Source organism: Stenotrophomonas maltophilia (assembly GCF_006970445.1).
GTDB lineage: Bacteria > Pseudomonadota > Gammaproteobacteria > Xanthomonadales > Xanthomonadaceae > Stenotrophomonas > Stenotrophomonas maltophilia_AU.
The window spans coordinates 2783158-2807071 of the sequence record NZ_CP033877.1; the positions used below are offsets into that span (position 1 = coordinate 2783158).

A 23914-nucleotide genomic window follows, 5' to 3' on the forward strand; every position below is an offset into this window, starting at 1 on the left:
CGGCCGTGGCCGCCGCGGCAGCACTCAGGGCACGGCCACCGGATAGGAGCCGAGCACCTTGATCTGCGCCGAGTGCGCTTCCAGTTCGGCCAGCGCCGCCTGCATCGGCGCGTCATCGATGTGGCCGGCCAGGTCGATGAAGAAGCCGTACTCCCACTTGCCGTGGTGCGACGGCCGCGACTCGATGCGGTTCATGCTGATGCCATGGCGGGCGAACGGGCTGAGCACGTCGAACAGCGCACCGGGCTTGTCATGGATGAACACCAGCACCGACGTGCGGTCGTGGCCGGAGGTCGGGAAGATGTTGCGGCCCACCACCAGGAAGCGGGTGGTGTTGTCGGCATCGTTCTGGATCGGCTTGGTGACCACCTTCTTCAGGCCGTACACGTGGCCGGCGCTCTCGCCACCGATGGCCGCTGCGTCATCGGCGTTGCGCGCACGGCGCGCACCTTCGGCATTGCTGGATACCGGAATCTTCTCGGCCTTCGGCAGGTTGGCGCGCAGCCACGCCGAGGTCTGCATGAACGACTGCGGGTGCGCGTAGATGCGCTCGATATCTTCGATGCGGCCGCTGCGCGACATCAGGTACTGCTGCACGCGCAGTTCCACTTCGCCACAGATCTTCAGGTTGGAGGTCAGGAACATGTCCAGGGTGATCTGGATGGTGCCCTGCCCCGAATTCTCCACCGGCACCACGCCGAAATCGGCGTTGCCCGCTTCCACTTCCTGGAACACTTCTTCGATGCTGGCCATCGGCAGCCCCAGCGCCGAACGGCCGAAATGCTTGAGCACGGCCTGCTGGCTGAAGGTGCCTTCCGGGCCGAGGTAACCGATCTTCAGCGGCTCCTGCTGGGCCAGGCAGGCCGACATGATCTCGCGGTAGACGTGCACCAGCAGCTCATCACTGAGCGGGCCTTCGTTGCGGTCCACCACCATGCGCAGCACCTGCGCTTCGCGCTCGGGGCGGTAATAGTCGACGGCGGCGGCGAGCTTGCCCTTGGCCTTGCCGACCTGGTGGGCGAAGCGCGCGCGCTCGGCGATCAGGCTCTGGATATCACGGTCGATCTGGTCGATCTTCGAACGCACATCGGCCAGCGCCAGCGGCGCCAGGGTGGGTGCCGGGTTCGAGGCGGCCTTGGCCTTGCCCTTCGCCTTGGTGGGCGCGCTGTCCTTGGCCGGTTCGGCCTTCTTCGGCGCTTTCTTGCTGGATTTGCTGCTTGCCATCGGAATTCCTTGTTGCGGGGCCCGCACCCGACGGTGCGCGCCGTTCATTGCTCAGCCGTGACGCTGCTGGAAATCAGCCATGAAGGCGACCAGCGCCTCGGCCCCGGCCAGCGGCATGGCGTTGTACAGCGAGGCGCGGATGCCCCCGACCACCTTGTGCCCCTTCAGCGCCAGCAGGCCAGCGGCCTTGGCGTCGGCGACGAAGCGGGCATCGAGCTCGGCATCGGGCAGGAAGAACGGGATGTTCATCCGCGAACGGGCCGCATGTGCGACCTCGTTGCGGTAGAAGCCGCCGGAACCGTCGATGGCGCCGTACACCAGCGCTGCCTTGGCGGCATTGCGCCTGGCGAATTCGGCCACGCCGCCTTCGGCCAGCATCCACTTGAACACCAGCCCGGCCAGGTACCAGTTCCAGGTCGGCGGGGTGTTGAGCATCGAATCGCGGGCGACGTGCGAGCGGTAATCGAAGATGTCCGCGCGTGGCTGGCCACTACGCTCGAGCAGGTCGCGGCGGATGATCATCACCGCGATGCCGACCGGGCCCAGGTTCTTCTGCGCGCCGGCATAGATCACACCGTAGCGGCGCACGTCCAGCGGCTCGCTGGCGATGGACGAGCTGAAGTCGGCGATCAGCGGAACGTTGCCGGTGTCGGGTACATCACGGAACTCGACGCCGTGGATGGTCTCGTTGGCGGTGATGTGCACATAGGCAGCATCGGGTGACAGCTGCCAGTCGGCACGCGCCGGCAGCTCGCGGTAGCCATTGGCTTCGCTGCTGGCGGCAATGTTGACGTCCACGTAGACACCGGCCTGCTTGACCGCGGTCTTGCCCCAGTGGCCACTGACCACGTAGTCGGCATGCTGGCCGGGGGCGGCGAAGTTCAGCGGGATCAGCGCCTGCTGGGTGGTGGCACCACCGGACAGGAACAGCACCGCATAGTCTTCGGGGATATCGAGCAGGCGACGCAGGTCGGCCTCGGCCTCGGCGGCCACGGACATGAATTCCGCACCGCGATGGCTCATTTCCACGATCGAGGCACCGGTACCGTGCCAGTCCAGCATTTCCGCCTGCGCCTGGCGCAGGACCGATTCCGGCAAGGTCGCAGGGCCGGCACTGAAGTTGAACGCGCGCGTCATGTCACACCTGTGGGGCAAGACCCCTAGTATGCCGCAGTGCACCAGCCTTGCGGCCTAGTGCGGCAAGGGAAATTTGGTTTCATTGGAATCCATCGGCGACACGACGGGGTAGTGCCGGCCGCTGGCCGGCAACCTCAGCGATACAGGGCAGCGGCTGCCGGCCAGCGGCCGGCACTACCATCACCGCGCGGCCGTCAGCGCGCGCCGAACCAGAGCAGCAGGCTGAGCAGCGCGGCCAGCAGCAGTGCGCTGACCAGCAGCCACGGCCAGCGCCGGACCTTGCGCGGCGCGGCCGGCAGCACCGGCGCCTGCTCGGCCTCGTGGCTGGCGTCGTCCTCGACCGGCAGCGACCGCCGGCGCGGATCATGCGGCACTTCCAGCACGAAGCGGTGCTGGCCATCGAACACCACCTGGTCGCCCGCCTGCAGCCAGCAGTGGCGCACGGCCACGCCGTTGACCCGGGTGCCGTCGGCACTACCGAGATCGCGCAACAGCACGCGCTCGCCGTGCACTTCCACGCGGGCGTGCTGCTCGGCGAAGGCCGGGTCATCGATGGCGATGTCGGCCTCGTTGCCGCGGCCGATCAGACGGGCACGCGACAAGGTGAAGCTGCGGCCATGGTGGAGCCCACCGACACCGCGCAGCAGCCGCTGCTGCTCGTCGCTGCCGTCTTCGTTCTTCGGCGCAGGCGCCTGCAGCAGGCTCTCCACCTCGCCCTGCAGCACCATCTCCACGCCATCCACGTACACCGCGTCACCCGCACGCAGCAGCGCCATCCGGCGCACCGGTCGACCATTGACGTGGATGCCGCGGATGCCATTGCCGACCTGCAGCCAGAGGCCACGATCGTCCACGCAGAACTGGGCCAGCAGCAGGGCGCCGTGGCCGGCATCACCGAGCCGCACGCTGCCGTTGGCCTGGCGCACGATGCGCTGCACCCCGGGCCGCAGGGGCTGGTCGGGCTGTTGTTGCTGACTGAAGTGAACAAGCAGGTTCTGCACGCGGCGCAGCCTAGCAGGTTGGTCGCCAACGAAGAAGAACCCGCGATGAGTGCTTGGCGCGGCGGCCCTTGATGCGCACAATGCTCGCCCTCTCTGATCATCCCCGCCCTGCGCCAGGAGCCTGCATGTCCACCATCGATGTCCGCCACGCCCACGCCCTGCCCGACGCACAGGCGCGCGCCGCGATCGAACAGGTCGCTGCCAAGCTGTCCGAGCGCTTCGGCCTGAAGTCGTCCTGGACCGCCGACGTGCTGAACTTCTCCGGCAGCGGCGTGGATGGTGCGATCGAACTGCAGCCGGGCGCCGTGCGCGTGACAGCCAAGCTGGGCTTCCTGCTGTCGGCGATGAAGGGCATGGTCGAAGGCGAGATCCAGCGCGTGCTGAAGGAAAAGCTGGGCTGAACCCCGGCAGCGGCCGTCACGGCCGTGCAACGCCGGCGCGCGCTACTCTCGGGGCAGGCCCAACTCCCACGGGAAGTGCGATGAACCACTACGAGAACGACGACCGCCGCAACGACGACGCCTCTTTCGGTGACCAGGCCGAGCGCTTCTCGCGCAAGCTCAGCGATTCCGCACAGCAGGTCTGGCTGGCCGGACTGGGCGCGCTTGGCCGTGCCCAGGCGGAGGGCAGCCGCTTCTTCGACGGCCTGGTGAAGGAAGGCGAAGCCTGGGAAGCCCGCCGCCGTGAACGCAATGGCGAACAGGGCCCGGGCTGGCGTGACAACGTTGAGACCTCGCTGGACGAGGCCCGCGAGAAGGCCTCCGGCACCTGGAACAAGGTCGAGAAGGCCTTTGATGACCAGGTGCAGGGCGTGCTCAAGCGTCTGCACGTACCCACTGCCGACGAAGTGACCGCGCTGGAGGCCCGCATTGATGCCTTGCACGCGCGCCTGGCCAAGCTGGAAACCCGCGCCGCGTCCGGCACCGACGCCCCTGCGCCGGGCAGCCATCAATCGCCGGACAGCCTGCCCTGACCGCAATTGTTGCAATGCAATAAAAATTGATTGACAATCGCGAGCAACCCGCCAATCGCTTCGGCTGCCGTTTGTTCCCTCCCCTCACGGCTTCAGGATTGGCGGGTTTTTCGTGCCCGCCATGCGCCGATCTGCGCGCTCCATCACGCTTCCTGTCAGGAACATCCTGACCCAGTCGGGCGCCGCGACCTTTACACTGTCGTTCTCCGCTTTCGCCCCTTCCGCCCCACTCCTGCATGCTCCCTTGGATCCTGGCCCTGCTGTCGGCCCTGCTTACCTGTTCCCTGGCCGTTGTCTATCTGTGGTGGATCAAGCGGCGGCAGAAGGAGATGCAACTCGGCCTGCAGGCCCTGGCAGGCATGCATTGGCGCGAGTTCTCGGTCCTGGTCAAGCGCATGCTGCGCGAGCAGCGCGGCCTGCGTGAGCTGATCGATCCGACCGAAGATGCCCGCGAGCCGAGCAGCGACTTCCTGCTCAGCGATGGCCCCAACCAGTGGCTGGTGTCGTGCAAGCATGGCCTGGCCTACCGCATCGGCACCGCCGCAGTGAACGAGCTGGGCGCGGCCGCGCGCCTGGCCGGCGCCAAGGGCGGCGTGCTGCTGACCGAAGGCCGTATCGAGCGCGACGGCCGTGGCGCCGCCGAGAAGCAGGCCGTTGAGGTGTTGGACGGCCCACGCCTGTGGCCGCTGCTGCAGCCCTACCTGCCCGGCGACATCGAAGCGCGCGTACGCGCCAGTGCCCGGCACGAAGCGCTGCGCCGCATCGCCATCGCCGCACTGGGTTCGGCAACGCTGGGGCTGCTGGTCGGCCTGGGCCTGCAGGGCCTGCGTGTGGAAGAGGCCGCGCCGGTTGCTGCGGCGCCGCTGGTGACAACGCCTTCGGCCGCGCCTGCCGCCGAACCTGCCCCGATCGAAGCAGTCCCTGCGGCCGCCCCTGCTCCCGAAACTGCCGTCGCCCCGGCGACCGACGCGCGCAGCAACCCCAACCCGGATGCAGCCACCCTGGATCGCTACCAGGCCGATCTGGCCCGTGCCCTGGCTGGCAAGCCCGGCATCGCCAGCGGTGTCTGGCTGACCCGGCAGACGCTGGCGATCAACCGCACCGGCGAGCTGGAAAAGGTCTGGCCGCAGGTCTGCGAGGAAGTGCTGCACTACCCCGCCCTGCGCAACGTGCGCATCCAGCTCAATGCCCGCCCCGGCGTGGATGAGCCGGTGCGCTGGCGGCAGTGCGCTACGTATTGATGGGGCAGCATCCACGCATGGCGTGGATCTACTGAATCCCGATGCGCGACCCCTTGGTAGATCCACGCCACGCGTGGATGGAACCCCTAGCGCGCCCCCGGCGCGAAGCGTGCGACCAGGTCCCAGGCGTCGCCGAGGAACACCTGGCGCACGCGGGTGATCGGCTGTTCGCCGCGCCAGGTCAGGCGCTCGATCACCAGGCAGGCGGTACCGGGCTTCACGTCCAGCAGCTTGGCGGTGGCGGTATCCGCGCCCCAGGCGCTGATGCGGTGCTGGGCACGGGTCCACGACACGTTCTGCAGCAGCCAGCTGCCCGGCGCGGTGGTGCTGAAATCGACCTCCAGCACCTCGGGCACGCCCACCGGGCTGATCAGGCGATGCTCCAGTGCCAGCGGACGGCCGTCGGCCAGGTGCAGGCAGCGCATCGCCAGCAGCATTTCGCTGCCGGCCAGCTCCACTTCGCCGGCATTGCCGGCATCGGCCAGGCGCAGCTCGCGCTGCAGCAGGCGATAGGCGTACTGATGGCCGCGCGAGCCGACCTCCATCGCGATATCGGGAATCTCCAGCGCCACCTGTTCCAGGTGCGGCGGCTGCCGCGCCACGAATGAACCGGCGCGACGGCGGCGTTCGATCATGCCGCTCTCGGCCAGTGCAGTCAGCACCTTGTTCACCGTCATCCGCGAGCAGCCGTACTGCTCCATCAGCTCGTGCTCGTACGGAATCCGGAAGCCCGGCGCCCACTCTCCACTGAGGATGCGGCTTTCCAGATCGCTGCGGATACGCTGGTTGAGCGTGGCGGACTTGCTGGCCTTCACGTAATGGGGTCTCGGTAGCGGGAGGCGATCAGCCCAGCACGCCTCGCAGGGCGGCGGCGAAGGCGGTGGTGATCGCCTCGCGCTGCAGGTGGCGGCCCTCGGCCACGCATTGGCGGCCATGGCGCCAGACCGATCGCAGCGCGCCATTACGTGCGGCGAACACCCAGCTGTCAAGCCATGCGTCATCCTGTCGCGCCTGCAGCGCCGGGTGTGCGGCATCCAGTTCGACCAGATCGGCACTGGCGCCGACCTGCAGGCCAGCGGCCACGCCCAGCGCCTGTGCGCCACCGTGCAGTGCGCCTTCGAACAGGAAGCGACCGGTGCTGCGGGTGGCATCCGGCGCCAGCACGTTGCGACCGCGCAGGGTCAGCCGCTGGCCGTATTCAAGCAGGCGCAGTTCTTCAGCTGCAACGATCAGCACATTGGAATCGGAACCGACACCGAAGCGCCCGCCCTCGCGGGCGAACGCCTGCATCGGGAACAGGCCATCACCCAGGTTGGCCTCGGTGATCGGGCACAGGCCGGCCACGGCCTGGCTGGCCACGATGGCCGCGCGCTCGTCATCGGTGATGTGGGTGGCATGCACCAGGCACCAGCGCGCATCGACCGCTGCGTGGTTGTACAGCCACTGTACCGGGCGCTGGCCACTCCAGGCCAGGCAGGCCTCGACTTCGCGCACCTGCTCGGCGATATGGATGTGTACCGGGCCATCCGTCAGCGGCAGCAGGGCGCTCAGCTCCTCACCCGTGACCGCACGCAGGCTGTGCGGTGCGATGCCGAGCACCGCGTCGGGCAGCGCGGCCAATGCCGGCTTCGCGGCATCCAGCAGCTGCGCGAAACCGTCCACATCGTGGATCAGGCGACGCTGCGCTGGATTCGGCGGCGCCCCGCCGAAATCGGCATGTGCATAGAACACCGGCAGCAGGGTCAGGCCGATACCGGTCTGGTCGGCGGCGGCGGCAATCCGTGCACTCATCTCGGCGCGGTTGGCATAGGCGCGACCATCGGCGTCGTGGTGCAGGTAATGGAATTCGCCGACGCGGGTGAAGCCGCTTTCCAGCATTTCCATGTAGGCCTGGGCGGCGATGGCCTGCACCGCGTCGGGGCGCAGATGGGCCAGGAAGCGATACATCAGCTCGCGCCAGCTCCAGAAGCTGTCACCGTCACCGCCGCCGATCTCGGTCAGCCCGGCCATGCCGCGCTGGAAGGCGTGGCTGTGCAGGTTGGGCAGGCCCGGCACCAGGATGCCGACCCGGGTGTCGCCGTGCTGGACGCCCTGCCCCGCGCTGATCGCCGAGATGCGGCCATCCTGCACCTGCAGGCGGACGTCACGGGCCCAGCCATCGGCCAGCAGGGCGTGGGCGGCATGGAAACAGTGCGGGGAACGCGAATCGGACATGGCTGGACAACCCGAAATGGACGCCTATATTGTATAGACATATAAGCACAGCCGCGTTGTGGATGCCATGCACGTCGATACCCTCTGGTCCAACGTTCACCTGATCACCCTCGATGGCGAAGGGCTGGGTGTCATCCGCGATGGCGTGCTGGCCTGCGCCGGCAGCCGCATCGTCCATGTCGGGCCAGCCGGCAGCGACGCCCACCTGCAGCCGACCACCCGCATCGACGGCGAAGGCCGCTGGATCTCGCCGGGCCTGATCGACTGCCACACCCACCTGGTCTACGCCGGCAACCGCGCCAACGAGTTCGAGCAGCGCCTGCAGGGCGTCAGCTATGCCGACATCGCCCGTGCCGGCGGCGGCATCGTCTCCACCGTGCGCGCCACCCGCGCCGCCACGCCGGAACAGCTGGCCCGCGAAAGCCGGCCGCGCCTGCTGGCGATGCGCGCCGAGGGCGTGACCACGCTCGAGATCAAGTCCGGCTACGGCCTGACCCTGCCCGACGAACGCAAGCAGCTGCAGGTGGCGCGTGCGCTGGGCGAGGAATGCCGGGTCAACGTGGTGACCACCTTCCTCGGTGCACACGCGATTCCGCCTGGCCGCCAGGCACAGGAGTACACCGATGAGGTGTGCGAGGTGATGATTCCGGCCATCGCCGCCGAAGGCCTGGCCGAAGCGGTGGATGTGTTCTGCGAGAACATCGCGTTCTCACCGGCGCAGGCACGGCAGGTTTTCGAAGCCGCACGCGCGCACGGACTGGCGATCAAGATCCACGCCGAGCAGCTGAGCAACCAGCATGGCGCCGAACTGGCGGCCAGCTTCGGCGCACTCTCGGCCGACCATATCGAACACCTGGATGACGCCGGCATCGCCGCGATGGCAGCGGCCGGCACTGTCGCCGTGCTGCTGCCCGGTGCCTTCTATTTCACCCGCGATACCACCCTGCCGCCGATCGCCGCGCTGCGTGCGGCCGGCGTGCCACTGGCGCTGGCCACCGACAGCAACCCGGGCACCTCGCCGCTGACCAGCCCGCTGCTGGCGATGAACATGGGCGCGACCCTGTTCCGCCTGACCGTGGATGAGTGCATCGCCGGCTTCACCCGTGAAGCGGCGCGCGCGCTGGGTCATGGCGAGCGCATCGGCCGCCTGGCCGTAGGCCTGGACTGCGACCTGGCGATCTGGGACATCGACGCCCCCGCTGACCTGGTCTATCGCATTGGATTCAACCCGCTGCACGCGCGCGTGGTGCGCGGACAGCCCGACCTGCCTGCCTCCTGGAGCAACACATGAGCAACACCCTGGTTCTTCGCCCCGGCCATGTCACTCTCGCCCAGTGGCGGCAGGTCTATCGCGGTGCGCCGCTTGCACTGGACCCGGCCGCGCTGCCGGTGGTGCGCGCCAGTGCTGCGACGGTCGCCGCGATCGTCGCCAAGGGCGCACCGGTGTATGGCATCAACACCGGCTTCGGCAAGCTGGCCAGCGTGCGCATCGAGCGCGAAGACCTGGCCACCCTGCAGCGGAACATCGTGCTCTCGCATGCCGCCGGCGTGGGCGAGCCGATGCCGGCCAGCGTGGTGCGCCTGATGATGGCACTGAAGCTGGTCAGCCTCGCGCAGGGGGCTTCGGGCATCCGCGAGGAAACCCTGCTGCTGCTCGAAGCGATGCTGGTCAAGGGCGTGCTGCCGGTGGTGCCCGCGCAGGGCTCGGTGGGTGCCTCGGGCGATCTGGCGCCGCTCTCGCACCTGGCCAGCGTGATGCTCGGCGTGGGCGAAGCCTTCATGGGTGACGAGCGCCTGCCGGCGGTCGATGCGCTGGCACGTGCCGGCCTGCAGCCGATCGAACTGGGCGCGAAAGAAGGCCTGGCGCTGCTCAACGGCACCCAGTTCTCCACCGCCTATGCGCTGGCGGGCCTGTTCGAGATCGAGACCGTGTTCCAGGCCGCGCTGGTCACCGGCGCGCTGTCAGTGGAAGCGGCCAAGGGTTCCGACACGCCGTTCGACCCGCGCATCCACGCCATCCGCGGCCAGCGCGGGCAGATCGCCACCGCCGCCACCCTGCGCACGCTGATGCAGGGCTCGGACATCCGCGAGTCGCATCGCGACAACGACGTGCGCGTGCAGGACCCATACTGCCTGCGCTGCCAGCCGCAGGTGATGGGCGCGGCGCTGGACATCCTGCGCCAGGCCGCGACCACGCTGGAAATCGAAGCCAACGGCGTGTCCGACAATCCGCTGGTGTTCACCGATACCGGCGAAGCACTGTCCGGTGGCAACTTCCATGCCGAGCCGGTGGCCTTTGCCGCCGACATGCTGGCGATGGCGGTGTGCGAGATCGGTTCGATCAGCGAGCGACGCCTGGCGATGCTGGTGGACCCGGCGCTGTCCGGCCTGCCGGCATTCCTGACCCCGCGTCCCGGTTTGAATTCCGGCTTCATGATTCCGCAGGTGACCGCCGCCGCGCTGGTCTCGGAAAACAAGCAGCGCGCCTACCCGGCCAGCGTCGACTCGATCCCGACCTCGGCCAACCAGGAAGACCATGTGTCGATGGCCGCGCACGGGGCGCGCCGCTTGATGCAGATGGCCGAGAACGCGGCCAACGTGATCGGCATCGAACTGCTGGCCGCTGCGCAGGGCTGCGACTTCCACGCCCCACTGCGCTCCAGCGCCGCGCTGGAAACCGTGCGCGCCACCCTGCGTGCGCAGGTGCCGACGCTGGAAGAAGACCGCTACTTCCATCCGGACATGGTGACCGCCACCCATCTGGTGCGCAGTGGCGCGCTGGCGCAGGGCCTGACCGACCTGCTGCCAACCGTGGAACCGCAGGCATGAATACCCATCCCGAATGGCTGACGGTGCACGAGGGCGACGCCCCCCTCATCGTCAGCTTCCCGCATACCGGCAGCGAGCTGCCGCACGACCTGATCGGCGACTACCACTCGCCGTGGCTGGCACGCCGCGACGCCGACTGGTGGGTGCACGAGCTGTACGACTTCGTGCGCGGCATGGGCGCGACCACGGTGCGCTCGGCGATCTCACGTTCGGTGATCGACCTCAATCGCGACCCCAGCGGCGTGTCGCTGTACCCGGGCCAGAACACCACCGGCCTGTGCCCGCTGACGACCTTCGACAACCAGCCGCTGTACCACGCCGGGCGCGAACCGGATGACGCGGAAATCGCCCGTCGCCGCGACACGTATTTCCTGCCTTACCACGATGCGCTGGCTTCGCAGATCACGCGCCTGCGCGCACGCCACGGCACCGTGGTGGTCTACGACGCGCACTCGATCCGCTCGCATATCCCGCACCTGTTCGACGGTGAGCTGCCGCAGTTCAACCTGGGCACCGCCGGTCCCTCGGGTGCGCCGGACACCTCCTGCGACAACGCCCTGAGCGATGTGGTTGAAAACCTGCTGAAGATCAGCGGCATGAGCCAGGTGCGCAACGGCCGTTTCAAGGGGGGCTGGATCACCCGCCACTACAGCAACATCGCCGGCGGCGTGCACAGCCTGCAGATGGAGCTGGCCTGCCGTGGCTACATGCACGAACCCCTGCCGGACCAGGTGGACGAACACAGCTGGCCCACCCCGCTCGACCCCGACCACGCCGCACCGCTGCGCCACACCCTGGCGCAGGTGCTCAACGCCTGCCTTGAATTCGCTACGAACCGGAGCGCCGCATGACCCGCAACGACCCGTCCCGCACCATCGCCGCGCCCACCGGCACCACGCTGAACGCCAAGAGCTGGCTGACCGAAGCACCGCTGCGCATGCTGATGAACAACCTGCACCCGGACGTGGCCGAACGCCCGCAGGAACTGGTGGTGTACGGCGGCATCGGCCGCGCCGCGCGCGACTGGGAGAGCTTCGATGCCATCGTCGAAACGCTCAAGCGCCTGGACGACGACCAGACCCTGCTCGTGCAGTCGGGCAAGCCGGTGGGCGTGTTCCGCACCCACGCCGATGCGCCGCGCGTGCTGATCGCCAATTCCAACCTGGTACCGCGCTGGGCCAACTGGGACCACTTCAACGAGTTGGATAAGAAGGGCCTGGCCATGTACGGCCAGATGACCGCCGGCAGCTGGATCTACATCGGCGCGCAGGGCATCGTGCAGGGCACCTACGAGACCTTCGTGGAAATGGGCCGCCAGCACTTCGGTGGCGACCTGACCGGGAAATGGCTGTTCACCGGTGGCCTTGGCGGCATGGGTGGCGCACAGCCGCTGGCTGCCGTGATGGCCGGCGCCTCGTGCCTGGCCGTCGAATGCCGCAAGAGCAGCATCGACATGCGCCTGCGCACCGGCTACCTCGACACCTGGACCGACAACCTGGACGAAGCGCTGCGCCTGATCGACGAGTCGTGCAAGGCCGGCACGCCGAAGTCGGTGGGCCTGCTCGGCAACGTGGCCGATGTGTTGGCTGAACTGCTCAAGCGCGGCGTGAAGCCGGACCTGCTGACCGACCAGACCTCCGCGCACGACCCGGTGAACGGCTACCTGCCGCAGGGCTGGACCGTCGAGCAATGGGACGAGAAGCGTGTGAGTGCACCGAAGGACGTGGAGAATGCCGCGCGCGCGTCGATGGCCAACCACATCCGCGCCATGCTCGGCTTCCACGCACTGGGCGTGCCGACCGTGGACTACGGCAACAACCTGCGGCAGATGGCGCTGGAGGAAGGCGTGGCCAATGCCTTCGACTTCCCCGGTTTCGTGCCGGCCTACATCCGCCCGCTGTTCTGCCGTGGCATCGGCCCGTTCCGCTGGGCCGCACTGAGTGGCGACCCGGAGGACATCGCCAAGACCGACGCCAAGGTGAAGGAACTGATTCCAGACAACCCGCACCTGCACCGCTGGCTGGACATGGCCGCAGAGAAGATCAAGTTCCAGGGCCTGCCGGCGCGCATCTGCTGGGTCGGCCTGGGTGACCGTGATCGACTCGGCCTGGCGTTCAACGAAATGGTGGCCAACGGCGAACTGAAGGCGCCGGTGGTGATCGGCCGTGACCACCTGGACAGCGGCAGCGTGGCGTCGCCGAACCGCGAGACCGAGGCAATGGCCGACGGCTCCGATGCTGTCTCTGACTGGCCGCTGCTGAACGCCCTGCTCAACACCGCCAGTGGCGCGACCTGGGTCTCGCTGCACCACGGTGGCGGCGTCGGCATGGGCTTCTCGCAGCACGCCGGCATGGTGATCGTCTGCGACGGTACCGAGGCAGCGGCCAAGCGGATTGGCCGCGTGCTGTGGAACGACCCGGCCACCGGCGTCATGCGCCATGCTGATGCGGGGTATGAAATCGCGATCGACTGCGCGAAGGAAAAGGGACTGGATCTACCGGGAATCCTCGGCTGATCGCAGGGGTGCCGGCCAGCGGCCGGCACTACCGGAAACGTGTGGTAGTGCCGGCCGCTGGCCGGCTCTCCCTGATGCGGGAATCGGCGCCCTTGACCCGCTCTTCCGTCGTGACCAACATGCGCCATCACCGCTGATGGATCACCGCGATGTACCGCACCCTTGCTGCCGCATTGCTCTGCGCCCTCTTCGCCGTTCCGATCGCTTCGGCGCGTGAGTCCCCCGGCGATCTTTCCAATCAGCTCGACACCCAGCTGCAGGCCAACCGCGAACGCTACGGCATCGCCGGGCAAGCGGTGCTGGTCGCGCACAATGGCCAGGTGCTCTACCAGGGCGCCAGCGGCGAGCGCGACCCGGCCACGCATGCACCGGCCACCGTCGATACCATCTTCGCCGCGCAATCGATGGCCAAGCTGCTGACCAGCACGCTGGTGATGCAACTGGTGGACCAGAGCAAGGTGGATCTGGACGCGCCGGCCAGCCGTTATGTGCCGGACCTGCCTGCAGCCTGGCAGGCGATCCACGTACGCGATTTCCTCAACCACAGCTCGGGTATCGGCGAGTACTACGACCGGGTGGACAACCGCTGGGTGAGCAAGGGCTACCCCGGTGTGGCGCCCGACCTTGCAGCTGCGCTGAAGGTGGCTGCGGCGGCGCCGATGCAGTTCGCCACCGGCAGCCGCGTGCAGTACACGCAGGCCAACTACCTGGTGCTGACCGCCTTGCTGGAAGCGCATTACCGCAAGCCCTACCCGGCCATTGCGCGCGAACGCATCCTGCAACCGCTGAAGATGACCAGTACCTCATGGGGCGTCACCAGCGTGCCAGCCACGCGCGCGGCGGTGCCTTACATCGGCAAGGACGGCCAACTGCAGCCGGCCAATGAAGATCCCTGGCCGGACTACGGCTGGGGCCATGCCGATCTGCAGACCACCGTGGGTGACATGAACCGCTTCCTGCAGGCGCTGGCGACCGGCAAGCTGCTGCGCACGGCGACCCTGGAAAAACTCTGGCAGCCGCAGAAACTGGCCGGCGGCGGCAGCAATTTCTTCTCCACGGGCTGGGACACCACCCGCAGCGACGGCTACACCCAGGTCGGCCACGATGGTGGCACCCGTGTACGTGCGCGGCTGGCGTACAAGGGCACCCTGGCCAGCGACTACTGGGTGTTCGTGTACCTGACCAACGGCAGCGCCCGCAATGTGTGGTCGAGCACACTGGTGGAGAGCACGATGGCGGCGGCCGCGCCGCAGGAGTTTCCGCATGCGGTGCTGACCGAGCGGCTGATCGCGTATGCGCTGGATGATGATGCAGGCGCTGCGCAGGCGATGCGCGCCGGCTTGCGCGATGACAACAGGGTGACCGGCAGCGAGCTGGAACGTGCGATCAACGCCAGTGGCTATGCCATCCGCGAGAGTCTGGGTGCCGGCAAGGCGCTGAAGGTGTTCACGCTCAACACCGAGCTGTATCCCGGTTCGGCCAACGCATGGGACAGCCTGGCCGAATGCCATGCAGCACTGGGTGAGAAGGAAGCGGCTGATCGGCTATACGCGAAGGCCAAGGCGCTGGCGAAGCCTTCGCCGTAAACCCTGCTGTAGAGCCGAGCCCATGCTCGGCTGCTCTTCGTGGCGATCGCAGAGAACCCGCGCTGCGCGCGATAGCCGAGCATGGGCTCGGCTCTACAGGGCCACCACAGGTGGCCATACGCAGGTGGAGGGTGACGTGGGGGCCACCGACCTGTTAACTTGCGCGCCACTTTCGTGGTTTACAGCATTTCCGCATGTCGCTCTCGTCGTACCGCCCCACCCCGTCGCTGTTGTTCCTGGCCGTTTCCCTCGGCCTTTCCTCCACCGCCGCCGCGGCGCCGCAGGCCACCACGCTGGATGCCGTGCAGGTCACCGCTGCTGCCGATGCCAGCGCCCAGGCGCGCGCGGCGCTGAAGCGCGTACCCGGCGCCAGCAACGTCATCGACCTGGCCAAGGCCGACAGCCGACTGTCCAGCAATGCCGATGTGCTGGCCTACCAGCCGGGCATCAGCGCGCAGTCGCCGGGCAACGAGGGCACCAAGATCTCGATCCGGGGCTCGGGCATCAACCGGGGCCCGGGCGCGCATGCCTCGGGCATTGCGGTGTCGATCGACGGCCTGCCACTGACCGGCCCGGGTGGCACGCCTTACGAACTGCTGGAACCGCTGTGGCTGTCGCGCGTGGAAGTGCTGCGCGGCGCCAACGGCTTCGAGCGCGGCGCGCTGGCGCTGGGCGGTGCCATCGACTACGTCAGCCGCAGCGGTCGTGATTCGGCCGGTGTGCAGCTGCACTACGAAGCCGGCAGCCGTGGCTACCAGAAGCGCGGCATCAGCTGGGGTGGCGTCAATGGCGATGTCGATTACTTCCTGGCCTACACCGATACCGAATTCGACGGTTACCAGCGTCATGCGCGCGGCGACGGCAAGGGTGCGATGGCCAACATCGGCTGGCAGATCACGCCAGACCTGCAGACGCGCTTCTTCGTGCGCTACCGCGAGACCAATCACGAAACGCCCGGTCGCTTGACCCGCGATCAGATCCGCAACGATCCACGCGCCGCGAATGCCGCCAACCTGGCCATCGATGCGCGTCGCCCGCAGCCGGGCAGCACCTGGTTGGGTAACGTCACCACGTTGCAGATCGATGAGAACTCCTCGCTGCAGGCCGGGCTGGTCTACCACAAGTACCCGATGGACTTGAACGAGAGCCTGTACCGGCAGCAGCTGGACTACGCCAACCTCAACGCCACGCTGGACTACCGCCATCGCCACCGGCTGTTCGGCCTGGACAGCGAGACCACGGTCGGCCTGCGCGTCACCCATGACCTGGACGCCGATGTGCGCGAGTCGCTGCGCTTTGCCAGCAATGGCTATGCTGCCGACACGCGCACGCGCGACTTCCGCCACCACGGTACCGACAGCACGCTGCACGTCAGCAATACCCTCGCCTTCAATGACCGCCTGCGCATGCAGACCGGGCTGGCACTGATCAACACCCGCCGCGATGTGCAGGTGACCTGGCCAAGCAGCGGCGACCGCCTGCGCGACCACGACTGGGACTACGCGCCGCGACTGGGCTTCACCTGGCAGCACAGTGCGCAGACCCAGTGGTTCGGCAACCTCAGCCGTTCGGTGGAGGCACCGCATCCGTGGTCGATGATCTGGGGCTCGAACCAGTACTTCGGGCCGGGCAATGGCCCGTCTACCGGCCGCCAGCGCGCGCCGGTGCCGATGCAGAACCAGACCGCCACCACACTGGAACTGGGCGCGCGCGGTGACGCGGCGCTGGGTCGCTGGGAACTGACCGGCTACTACGCCCACGTGAACCACGAACTGCTGAGCGTCGAACTGCAACCGGTGCCGAACCTGTTCATCGCCGAGAACAACGCCAGCCCCACCGTTCACCGCGGTATCGAAGCCGGATTGGACAGCACGCTGTGGCAGGCTGCACCGGGCCGCCTGTCGCTGCGCCAGGCCTATACCTTCAGCGACTTCCGCTATCGCCACGATGCGCGTTTCGGCAGCAACCGCCTGCCCGGCCTGCCGCGCCACGCCTACCAGGCCGAGCTGCGCTTCGATCACGCGTCCGGCCTGTACGCTGCGCTCAATACCGAATACGCCTCGCGCATCGCCGTGGACTACGCCAACAGCTACTGGGCTGACAGCCATGTGATCTTCGGCAGCCGCATCGGCTACGACGCACCCGGTGGCCGCTGGCAGGCCTGGGCGGAGATGCGCAACATCGGAAATCGCCACTACGCCGCCACGGTCACGCCGGGCTACGACGACGCCGGCAAGGATGTCGCGCGCTCGACCCCGGGCGAAGGCCGTGGCGTCTATGCGGGCGTGCGCTGGCGCTTTGACTGATTGCCGCAGGCGGCGCCGGGTGTGACCCGGCGCCGCCGTTCCAGGGTCAGCCGATACGCCACGCCGGCAGGCGCTCGCTGCGCTTCCAGATGGAAGGCGCGAAGCCGATCAGCACCAGTGCCGCCAACCACTTCGGCGACGTACTCAGCAGCGTCGAACCGAGCGAGCCGTCGCCGGGTGCGAGCTGCTCCTGCCAGGGGTTGTAACCCAGGTAGAGGATGCTGCCAGCCCACCACAGCAACGCTGCGCCGATGCCCACCAGCAGCAGGGCCAGCGTGCGGCAGGTCCAGCGCTGCGAGGTGGTACCCCATTCCCGGGATGCCGCGATCAGCAGGCCCACCACCAGCAGCGACACCAGTGCCACCAGGCCGATATCGACCTTGTGCCCGATACGCTCATAACTGCACGCGCGGCATTGCGCCTCTTCCGCGGCAGTGGCGGCTTCGGCGCCATCGGCCTGCCCGGCTGCGGGCTGCGCCAGTGCTGCAAACGGCAACAACACCGCCAGCAGCGTCATCATGATCCAACGAAACAACGTCCTGTTCCTGCGTGCAGCGACATCCATGCGCTCTTCCTCGTCAGTGGTTGTACGTCCAGGGCCGCAGTATGCGGCCGTCCCATACGCCGCCCAGACCCCGTTCCGGGGGTTCGGCTATCCAGCGTCCTTGTTCCCGATGCAGTACGACAAGCTCCCGGTAGACGAAATCGTCGGAACACGAAGCCCAGGCGACCGCGATCATAGCCCACTGCCCATCGACGCTGAAAACGGGCCGGGTCAGATAGGCGAAGTGGTCGTATGTCCGAGCCGGCCCATGCACCGTTGCCCTGCACCCCTGCTTCCGCAGCGCTCGAAGCCCCGCGCCGTCCATCCGCTGCGCACCGGCCAATGCGGCCGCAGGCACTGGCGTGGGACGGCGATTGGCGGGAACCAGGTCCGCCTGCAGCTGCAACCGCAGCGCATGGATGTCCGGCGGCCACCGGTCGTCCAGCGGCAGAACCAGATCGTCCACCTCCTGGCAGGTGGAGGCACTGCTACCCGGCCAGCAATAGGGCAAGGTCTGCTCCATCACGTAGATGTCCTCCCCCACCGGGTCGGTCAACTGCGGCTGTTCCTGCGGGCGCCATTGATCGACGCGCGTGGACGGTGTCTGCGGTGCGGTGGGCACCTCGCTCAGCGACGATGGCAGCGCTGGCGTTGGCTGCGGCTCTGGCGGGGGTGGAAGGAGGAATGGCGGCCTCTGCCGGATCGCCAGCGCCATCGCCTCAGCCTGCATCTGCACCGTTCCCAGGTTGATCGGTGGCGGACCGATCTCCTGCTGCCACCTCGGGCGCAGGCTGCAGATTCCGGCCATGAGAGCCAAAGCCGACAGCGCCGCCGCCAGCGATGCAATGCGTCGCCAGGCGATCCGCTGTTGGCAGTCACGGTCTGGCTTGAACGAGGTATCTGTCATCACGACTCCGGCAACGCGGGCCACAGGCCGTGTCCAAAGCCCGTATAGCGGACAGGCTCCACTCGAATACGCTCCCATCCGCCCTTCCTGCGGTGCAGGAGGTAGAGGACGCGCATCGCCGTTCCTCCACTGCACAGATCCGAGGCGACCGATGCCATTGCCCAGTTCCCGTCCAGGCTGAACACAGGACGCTGCAGATGGACAACGCCCAGATCCGGATTGCCCGGTCCCCCCATGCATCCCTCGATACCGCGCGCGCGCCGTCGCTGAAGCTCGTCCCACGTCATCCGTTGCGCCCGCACATGCGCAAGCTCAAACGCGAGGTCGGGTACCCGTACAGCCCGGCGGTTCGCAACCTGCAGCATCGCCTCCAGATGCTGCTGCAATTGAAAGGATGCCGCGCTGTCATCATCGCGCCATTCGACGACGCTGTGACGCGCCTGGCAGACCGGGGCGGCTTCTCCTTCGCCGCAGGACGGCACTGTCCAGTCCATCACTGCAAATGGCGTGTCAGGCTCCGAGCTGCGCGGCTCGAAGCGTGCAGGCTCGACGTCTTGCAGTGGCACCTCCGCGGTCGCGAACCCACCGTTGCCGGTCAGCATCGAGGAGGAGACTGCCTTCATTGGAATCGGTGGTACCGGCGGCTTTCCTGGCGGTAATGGTCGCAGGTCGATGAGCTTTGCCATCACCTCGGCCTGCATCTGTGCAGTTCCCAGGTTGATCGGCGGCGGGCCGGCGTCCTGCCGCCACTGCGGGCCCACACTGGCCATCAGCACTGCGCCCGCAGCCACGAACAGGACGACCGCTGTCGTCAGGATGCGCTTCCGTGCAATGCGCTGTCGCATGGAGTTCCTGGAAGAAATGAAGCAGGTTGGGATATCGGCCGGAAACGTGGCGCTACAGCGCTTGAATGACCTGCAGCAGATGGCTCGCACCCGGCACAAGTTCCTGCGCAAGCCAACCCAGCACGGCAAAGAACAGCAGCAGGCCGAGCAGCGGCCAGATCGTGTGCGTCACGCATACCCGCCACCATCCCTGTTCGTGCATGCCCTGCATGCGCCGATACAGGCCACCGGCGATGGCGGCGTCCACCAGCAGTTCGGCCATCAGCACCGGCGCCGACCACACCACCCACACGCTCGCCAGCAGGACGGTCGCCACCAGTGCGACGATGCCGAGGATGGCCAGCAACGGCAGGCCCGCTTCGTCTTCAGCCAATCCAGCCAGTGGCAACTCACCCACCTCCGCGCCGCTCGGCGATGCCGAATCACTCCACGACGCCGATGCGCCGCCACCGCCGGAATGACCACCGGCACCGCCCCATGGTGATTCCACGGCACTTCCGCGAGGGGATGGGCTGCCACCGCCCATATCCGGCGACAGGCCATCCAGTACGTTGTCCCAGCGCCAGCGGATCCAGATCCACATCAGCAACAGGAACACGCCGTAGGCCAGCACTACGGCCATCGGGTAGCGAAGCAGCATCGCGTCGATACCGGCCAGGCGCAGCAGGTACGAGGCAAGGAAACCGGCCGCACCGGTCAGGGCGACGATCAGCGCCATCTGCAGGCGTGGCCAACCACGCTGCTGCAGGTGCCGGCGCGCACGCACGACTTCGCCGCCGCGGTTCACGGGCAATTTCAGTGGGCTGCGTGAAAAGTGGCGCGAGCGCTTCATGCCGCCGCCAGGGGGCGGGAGGCATCGCGGCCAGGAACGTCGGGAACCTGATAGTGCATGCGGACATCCTTGCCGGGCACGCGTAGGCGGTGATGGGCGGATTCTACCGCGGACACCTCCGCTGTCCACACGGCGGTTCCAAGCGGCCGATCCTCAGCTGCGGTCGATGATCCGTTCGATGCGGCCACCCGCGAACACGAACTCGCTCTGGCCCTGCAGTTCCAGCTCGGTGCCCGCACGCGGTCCATCGGGAACATCCTGCGCGAACACGCCGCGCCAGCCAATCGTCGCCGTCGCCCGATCACCATCGAACACCAGCGCCAGCAAGCGCTGTTCGCGCTCCCGGAACAGGCGCGCAGACTGCCGTGCCAGTTCGCCAAAGGCATCGATGCCTTCGGTGACCATCGTCAGCTGGCCGTCGCTGTGGTTCTCGAAGCGTACGTTGTGCGCCAGCACCGCCAGCATGGCGTCGATATCGAAGCAGTTGTAGGCCTGCAGGTAGTGCTCGATCACCTGGCGGCGGTGCGGTTCGTCCATGGCGGCATCCAGTCGTGGGCTGCTGGCGAGTCTGGCCTGCCCGCACCGGCCGATCAAGGCCGCGCGGCAGCCTTCAGCAACTGCGCGGCCACCTGGTCGAACGGGGCGATGTCCTGCAGCGCGCGGCACATCGCCACCGCGCCTTCCACGCTGGCGATCACCAGGCTGGCCAGCTCACCCGCCGCTGCAGGGGCATGTCCTTCGGCGACGAATGCCGAGGCGAGGTGGCCCTGCCAGCGCGCAAACACCTCGGCGGCCGCTGCGCGGGGTTGGCTGGGCGTGGCCTCCACCGGCTCCTCCACGGCAGCGGCCAGCACCGGGCAGCCGGCGCGGAAATCGGAGCGCAGCAGACGCTCGCGCCACATCGCCAGGAACTGCTGCAGGCCCTGTACCGCCCCATCCTTCAACAGCTCCACCAGCAGCGCCTCCACCTTGTCGCCGGCCATGTGGGTGGCGCGCGCCAGCAGCTCCTGCTTGCCGCCGGGAAAGTGATGGTAGGTGGAACCCAGCGGTGCCTCGGCCAGCTTGGTCACCTCCCGGATGCTGGTGGCATTGAGGCCCACCCGCGCCAGCATCTGTGCCGCAGCATCAATCACGCGTTGTGGCGCATCAGAGGGTCGCGGACTCACGGCGGGCTCCTTGCTAAGACAGTCGTCATAGATTAGCGTACCGGCGATTCTATAACAGTCGTCATAGCCATGAATCTCTGGTTCCGCCTGCTCCATCTGCTGCTGTGCAGCCTGTTCCGGCCGAAGCTGGACGCACCGTTCGGGGTTTCGCGGCTGCAGTTCCGGGTACTGCCCAACGACCTGGACAGCAACCTGCACATGACCAACGGCCGCTACTGGAACATCTTCGATCTGGGCCGGCTGGACCTGATCCTGCGCATGGGCCTGGGCCGGGTCGCGCTGCGAGAGAAGTGGGCGCCGATCGTCGGTGCCGGCACCATCCAGTTCCGTCGCGAGCTGAAGCCGTTCCAGCGCTTCACCCTGGAAACGCGCCTGGTCGGCTGGGTCGGCTCACGCGGCATCATGGAGCAGCGGGTGCTGATCGGTGCCGAGCAGAAGATCGCCACGCGCGCGCTGCTGGTCACCGGCATCTACGACCGCCGCGCGCGGCAGTTCCTCGGCATGCCGAAGATGATGGAAGCGATCGGCGTGGTCGCCCCGCCGTCGCCGCCGCTCAGTGCGGCCGCCGAAGCGCTGCTGGCCGCCGATGCGGCGTTGAAGCAGGACGATGCCTGAGCCTCAGGGAGCCGCCACCGGCATCGTGGGCTGTCCGCGCGATACGACCTGGGTACGCCCTCCCACGTGCAGCACGTACTCGAATGACTGCCGCATGCGGCTGTACGCGCCACCATCCGGTACGCCGTAGTTGGCGCCCACGCTGAGGGTATGCCGTCCCGGCGGCAACGGCTTGAGCATCACCCAATACCCATCGGCGGCAGCCAGCCGAGAGTGTTCGTCATCGGCATCCATGCGGAAGCAGCCTTCGCTGCGGACCCGATGCCTGCGCATGTCGCCCAATGGCTGGCCGTCCAGCAGCACCACCGCACTGATCAGGTAATCGTTGTTGACCGCCGCCCCGGCCTGCAGCTCCTTGCAGGACACACGCTCATCCACCTGGTAGTGCGCCATGTTGATGATCGGTAGTAACAGGTACTTGCCAGCCGGCACCACGCATTCGCGATGTGGCCGGAAACGGCCATTGGTGCCGGCCAGGTTCCAGACCGGGCCTTCCTGGCCCAGATCACACACACGGCCATCCGGGTCGAGATAGGGCGCGCCACCCTGGCCATCGGCCCACCGCCACCACCGCGCGGTCCATTCGGCCAACGAAACGCCGCCCACTGGTTCACGCGTCAGCGGCGAAGGCGCCGCCGTGTCCGCACCGAACACCGGCACGGCGGCCAGCAGCACTGCCATCGTAGCGCCGCCACGGCGCAGCCACCCCTGGATTCCCTTCCGCATCACCCGCTCCATCGTCCCTGGCGGCCACGCTGCGTAGCCGGCTACCGCGCCACTCTACCGTGACGGACTACACCTTCGGCATGTTCTTGGTCACGCAATGGATGCCGCCACCGCCGCCGGCGATCGCGTCGATATCCACCTGTTCGATCACGCGCCCCGGATACATGTCTTCCAGCAGTTCACGGCAGAAGCCATCGGCTTCGTCGTCACCGAACTGCGGCGCGACCACGGCGCCGTTGATCGGCAGGTAGTTGATGTAGCCCATGGCCAGATCGTCGTTGTCGCGGGTATGCACGTTGTCGCGCCCGTCCAGCGGCGGCGGCAGTGTGTGCACCTGCAGCCGGCGGCCATCGGCGTCGGTGGCCCCGCGCAGGATGTCCAGGTGCTCGCGGGTCAGATCGTAGTCGTAGGACTCCGGATCATTGTCCAGGTTGGCGATCACCACGCCCGGCCGCACGAAGCGCGCATAGAAATCCACGTGCGCATCGGTGATGTCCCTGCCGGCGATGCCGGGCAGCCAGATCACCTTGCGCAGGCCGAGGTGGTGCTTCAGCTCGGCCTCGATATCGGCGCGCGACCCGTCCGGATTGCGGTTGCGGTTGACCCAGCAGCTCTCGGTGAGGATCGCGGTACCGTGGCCATCGACTTCGATGCCACCGCCCTCGCCCACCAGATCGCTTTCCAGCAGCGTCGCACCCGTCACCTGTGCCAGCCAGGGCGCCACCGCGCCATCGTTGCGCGCGCTCTGCTTGCCGCCCCAGCCGTTGAAGTTGAAGTCGACCAGGCCCAGACCGCCCTGGCCATCGGTGACGAAGCACCCGCCGTAGTCGCGCACCCAGATGTCATCCAGCGGCACCTCGAGGAACTCGATGTTGTCGCGGCCGCAGCGGTCCTGCGCCTGCTTCAACTGCGCCGGGCGGCACAGCACGCTGACCGGCTGGTGGCGGGCGATGGTACGGGCCAGGCGGGCCACGGCGGCGTTCACCGCATCGGCCTGCGCGCCCCACACCCGCGGCTGCGCGGCGAAGGCCAGGAAAACGCGCTCCTGCGGGCCGTGCTCGTCCGGCATGCGCCAGACGCCCGCACCCGGCCCCGCTGCGGACACGCGGCCCGGCAGCCCGGCCAGGCCGAGCGCGGCCAGGCCGCCAAGGCCGGCGGCGCCCGCCAGTTGGGTGAGGAAGTGACGACGGTTGGTCATGACAGGCTCCATGGCCGGTGTGGGATGGGCGCTATGCTGCGCTTGCCCATCCATA

General features: G+C 67.8%; 23 protein-coding genes. 10 read left to right on the forward strand and 13 right to left on the reverse strand.

Going from position 1 to position 23914, the window contains the following annotated elements; genetic code table 11:
* Positions 1-24: 24 nt before the first annotated feature.
* From pheA to EGM71_RS12870, 3 genes are all read right to left on the reverse strand, one after another.
* The gene (gene pheA, locus EGM71_RS12860; protein ID WP_014037689.1) at positions 25-1224 is read right to left on the reverse strand and encodes a prephenate dehydratase; all 1200 of its coding nucleotides are present in this window, start codon (positions 1222-1224) and stop codon (positions 25-27) included.
* Positions 1225-1275: 51 nt separating this feature from the next.
* Entirely contained in the window at positions 1276-2361 is a 1086-nt protein-coding gene (gene serC / locus EGM71_RS12865; protein ID WP_188485242.1) for a 3-phosphoserine/phosphohydroxythreonine transaminase, read from the reverse strand.
* 194 nt (positions 2362-2555) lie between these two features.
* Positions 2556-3362 carry an FHA domain-containing protein gene (locus tag EGM71_RS12870; RefSeq protein WP_188485243.1) on the reverse strand — a complete coding sequence of 269 codons (807 nt, stop codon included), beginning with the start codon at positions 3360-3362 and terminating at the stop codon, positions 2556-2558.
* A gap of 125 nt (positions 3363-3487) precedes the next feature.
* On the opposite strand from EGM71_RS12870, the gene EGM71_RS12875 reads away from it, so the two are divergent.
* From EGM71_RS12875 to EGM71_RS12885, 3 genes are all read left to right on the forward strand, one after another.
* On the forward strand, positions 3488-3763 hold the full coding sequence (locus tag EGM71_RS12875) for a polyhydroxyalkanoic acid system family protein (protein ID WP_005417302.1): 276 nt from the start codon (positions 3488-3490) through the stop codon (positions 3761-3763).
* A gap of 80 nt (positions 3764-3843) precedes the next feature.
* Positions 3844-4335 carry a phasin family protein gene (locus tag EGM71_RS12880; protein ID WP_188485244.1) on the forward strand — a complete coding sequence of 164 codons (492 nt, stop codon included), beginning with the start codon at positions 3844-3846 and terminating at the stop codon, positions 4333-4335.
* A gap of 236 nt (positions 4336-4571) precedes the next feature.
* The gene (locus EGM71_RS12885; protein WP_188485245.1) at positions 4572-5576 is read left to right on the forward strand and encodes a restriction endonuclease; all 1005 of its coding nucleotides are present in this window, start codon (positions 4572-4574) and stop codon (positions 5574-5576) included.
* Positions 5577-5662: 86 nt separating this feature from the next.
* Here the strand turns inward: EGM71_RS12885 and hutC are convergent, their stop codons facing one another.
* Both hutC and EGM71_RS12895 read right to left on the reverse strand, forming a co-directional pair.
* The gene (hutC, locus tag EGM71_RS12890; RefSeq protein ID WP_188485246.1) at positions 5663-6391 is read right to left on the reverse strand and encodes a histidine utilization repressor; all 729 of its coding nucleotides are present in this window, start codon (positions 6389-6391) and stop codon (positions 5663-5665) included.
* A gap of 28 nt (positions 6392-6419) precedes the next feature.
* On the reverse strand, positions 6420-7790 hold the full coding sequence (locus EGM71_RS12895; protein ID WP_188485247.1) for a formimidoylglutamate deiminase: 1371 nt from the start codon (positions 7788-7790) through the stop codon (positions 6420-6422).
* Between the two features lie 67 nt (positions 7791-7857).
* Here EGM71_RS12895 and hutI point away from each other — a divergent pair, with 67 nt between their 5' ends.
* The 6 genes from hutI to EGM71_RS12925 all read left to right on the forward strand — a co-directional run bounded on the left by hutI (position 7858) and on the right by EGM71_RS12925 (position 17026).
* Complete coding sequence (hutI, locus tag EGM71_RS12900; RefSeq protein WP_188485248.1) at positions 7858-9081, forward strand: imidazolonepropionase; 1224 nt, start codon at positions 7858-7860, stop codon at positions 9079-9081.
* A complete protein-coding gene (gene hutH / locus EGM71_RS12905) occupies positions 9078-10619 on the forward strand; it encodes a histidine ammonia-lyase (RefSeq protein ID WP_188485249.1) in 1542 nt (513 codons plus the stop codon). Before hutI ends, hutH begins: the two co-directional genes overlap by 4 nt.
* Complete coding sequence (gene hutG / locus EGM71_RS12910; RefSeq protein ID WP_188485250.1) at positions 10616-11470, forward strand: N-formylglutamate deformylase; 855 nt, start codon at positions 10616-10618, stop codon at positions 11468-11470. Before hutH ends, hutG begins: the two co-directional genes overlap by 4 nt.
* On the forward strand, positions 11467-13134 hold the full coding sequence (gene hutU / locus EGM71_RS12915; RefSeq protein WP_188485251.1) for a urocanate hydratase: 1668 nt from the start codon (positions 11467-11469) through the stop codon (positions 13132-13134). Before hutG ends, hutU begins: the two co-directional genes overlap by 4 nt.
* 149 nt (positions 13135-13283) lie before the next feature.
* Positions 13284-14720, forward strand: coding sequence for a serine hydrolase domain-containing protein (locus EGM71_RS12920; protein WP_188485252.1), 1437 nt, complete (start codon positions 13284-13286; stop codon positions 14718-14720).
* Positions 14721-14914: 194 nt separating this feature from the next.
* Complete coding sequence (locus EGM71_RS12925; protein WP_188485253.1) at positions 14915-17026, forward strand: TonB-dependent receptor family protein; 2112 nt, start codon at positions 14915-14917, stop codon at positions 17024-17026.
* A 46-nt stretch (positions 17027-17072) separates the two neighbouring features.
* Here EGM71_RS12925 and EGM71_RS12930 read toward each other — a convergent pair whose 3' ends face one another.
* From EGM71_RS12930 to EGM71_RS12955, 6 genes are all read right to left on the reverse strand, one after another.
* Complete coding sequence (locus EGM71_RS12930; RefSeq protein WP_188485254.1) at positions 17073-17591, reverse strand: hypothetical protein; 519 nt, start codon at positions 17589-17591, stop codon at positions 17073-17075.
* 13 nt (positions 17592-17604) lie between these two features.
* Positions 17605-18477: a hypothetical protein gene (locus tag EGM71_RS12935; RefSeq protein WP_188485255.1), complete on the reverse strand. Its 873-nt coding sequence runs from the start codon at positions 18475-18477 to the stop codon at positions 17605-17607.
* Entirely contained in the window at positions 18477-19322 is an 846-nt protein-coding gene (locus tag EGM71_RS12940) for an energy transducer TonB (RefSeq protein ID WP_188485256.1), read from the reverse strand. The genes EGM71_RS12935 and EGM71_RS12940 overlap by 1 nt, the downstream gene beginning before the upstream one ends.
* Positions 19323-19374: 52 nt before the next feature.
* Positions 19375-20154 (reverse strand): hypothetical protein, encoded by a 780-nt coding sequence (locus EGM71_RS12945; RefSeq protein WP_188485257.1) that lies wholly within the window; start codon positions 20152-20154, stop codon positions 19375-19377.
* 153 nt (positions 20155-20307) lie between these two features.
* A complete protein-coding gene (locus EGM71_RS12950) occupies positions 20308-20691 on the reverse strand; it encodes a nuclear transport factor 2 family protein (RefSeq protein WP_188485258.1) in 384 nt (127 codons plus the stop codon).
* Positions 20692-20744: 53 nt separating this feature from the next.
* Positions 20745-21320 (reverse strand): TetR/AcrR family transcriptional regulator, encoded by a 576-nt coding sequence (locus EGM71_RS12955; protein ID WP_188485259.1) that lies wholly within the window; start codon positions 21318-21320, stop codon positions 20745-20747.
* Positions 21321-21389: 69 nt separating this feature from the next.
* Between EGM71_RS12955 and EGM71_RS12960 the strand changes: the two genes are divergently transcribed.
* Positions 21390-21935 carry a thioesterase family protein gene (locus EGM71_RS12960; protein WP_049458716.1) on the forward strand — a complete coding sequence of 182 codons (546 nt, stop codon included), beginning with the start codon at positions 21390-21392 and terminating at the stop codon, positions 21933-21935.
* A gap of 3 nt (positions 21936-21938) precedes the next feature.
* Here the strand turns inward: EGM71_RS12960 and EGM71_RS12965 are convergent, their stop codons facing one another.
* Both EGM71_RS12965 and EGM71_RS12970 read right to left on the reverse strand, forming a co-directional pair.
* Positions 21939-22661, reverse strand: a complete 723-nt coding sequence (locus EGM71_RS12965; protein ID WP_223224468.1) for a hypothetical protein — start codon at positions 22659-22661, stop codon at positions 21939-21941.
* A gap of 67 nt (positions 22662-22728) precedes the next feature.
* Positions 22729-23859 carry an agmatine deiminase family protein gene (locus tag EGM71_RS12970; protein WP_188485260.1) on the reverse strand — a complete coding sequence of 377 codons (1131 nt, stop codon included), beginning with the start codon at positions 23857-23859 and terminating at the stop codon, positions 22729-22731.
* Positions 23860-23914 lie beyond the last annotated feature (55 nt).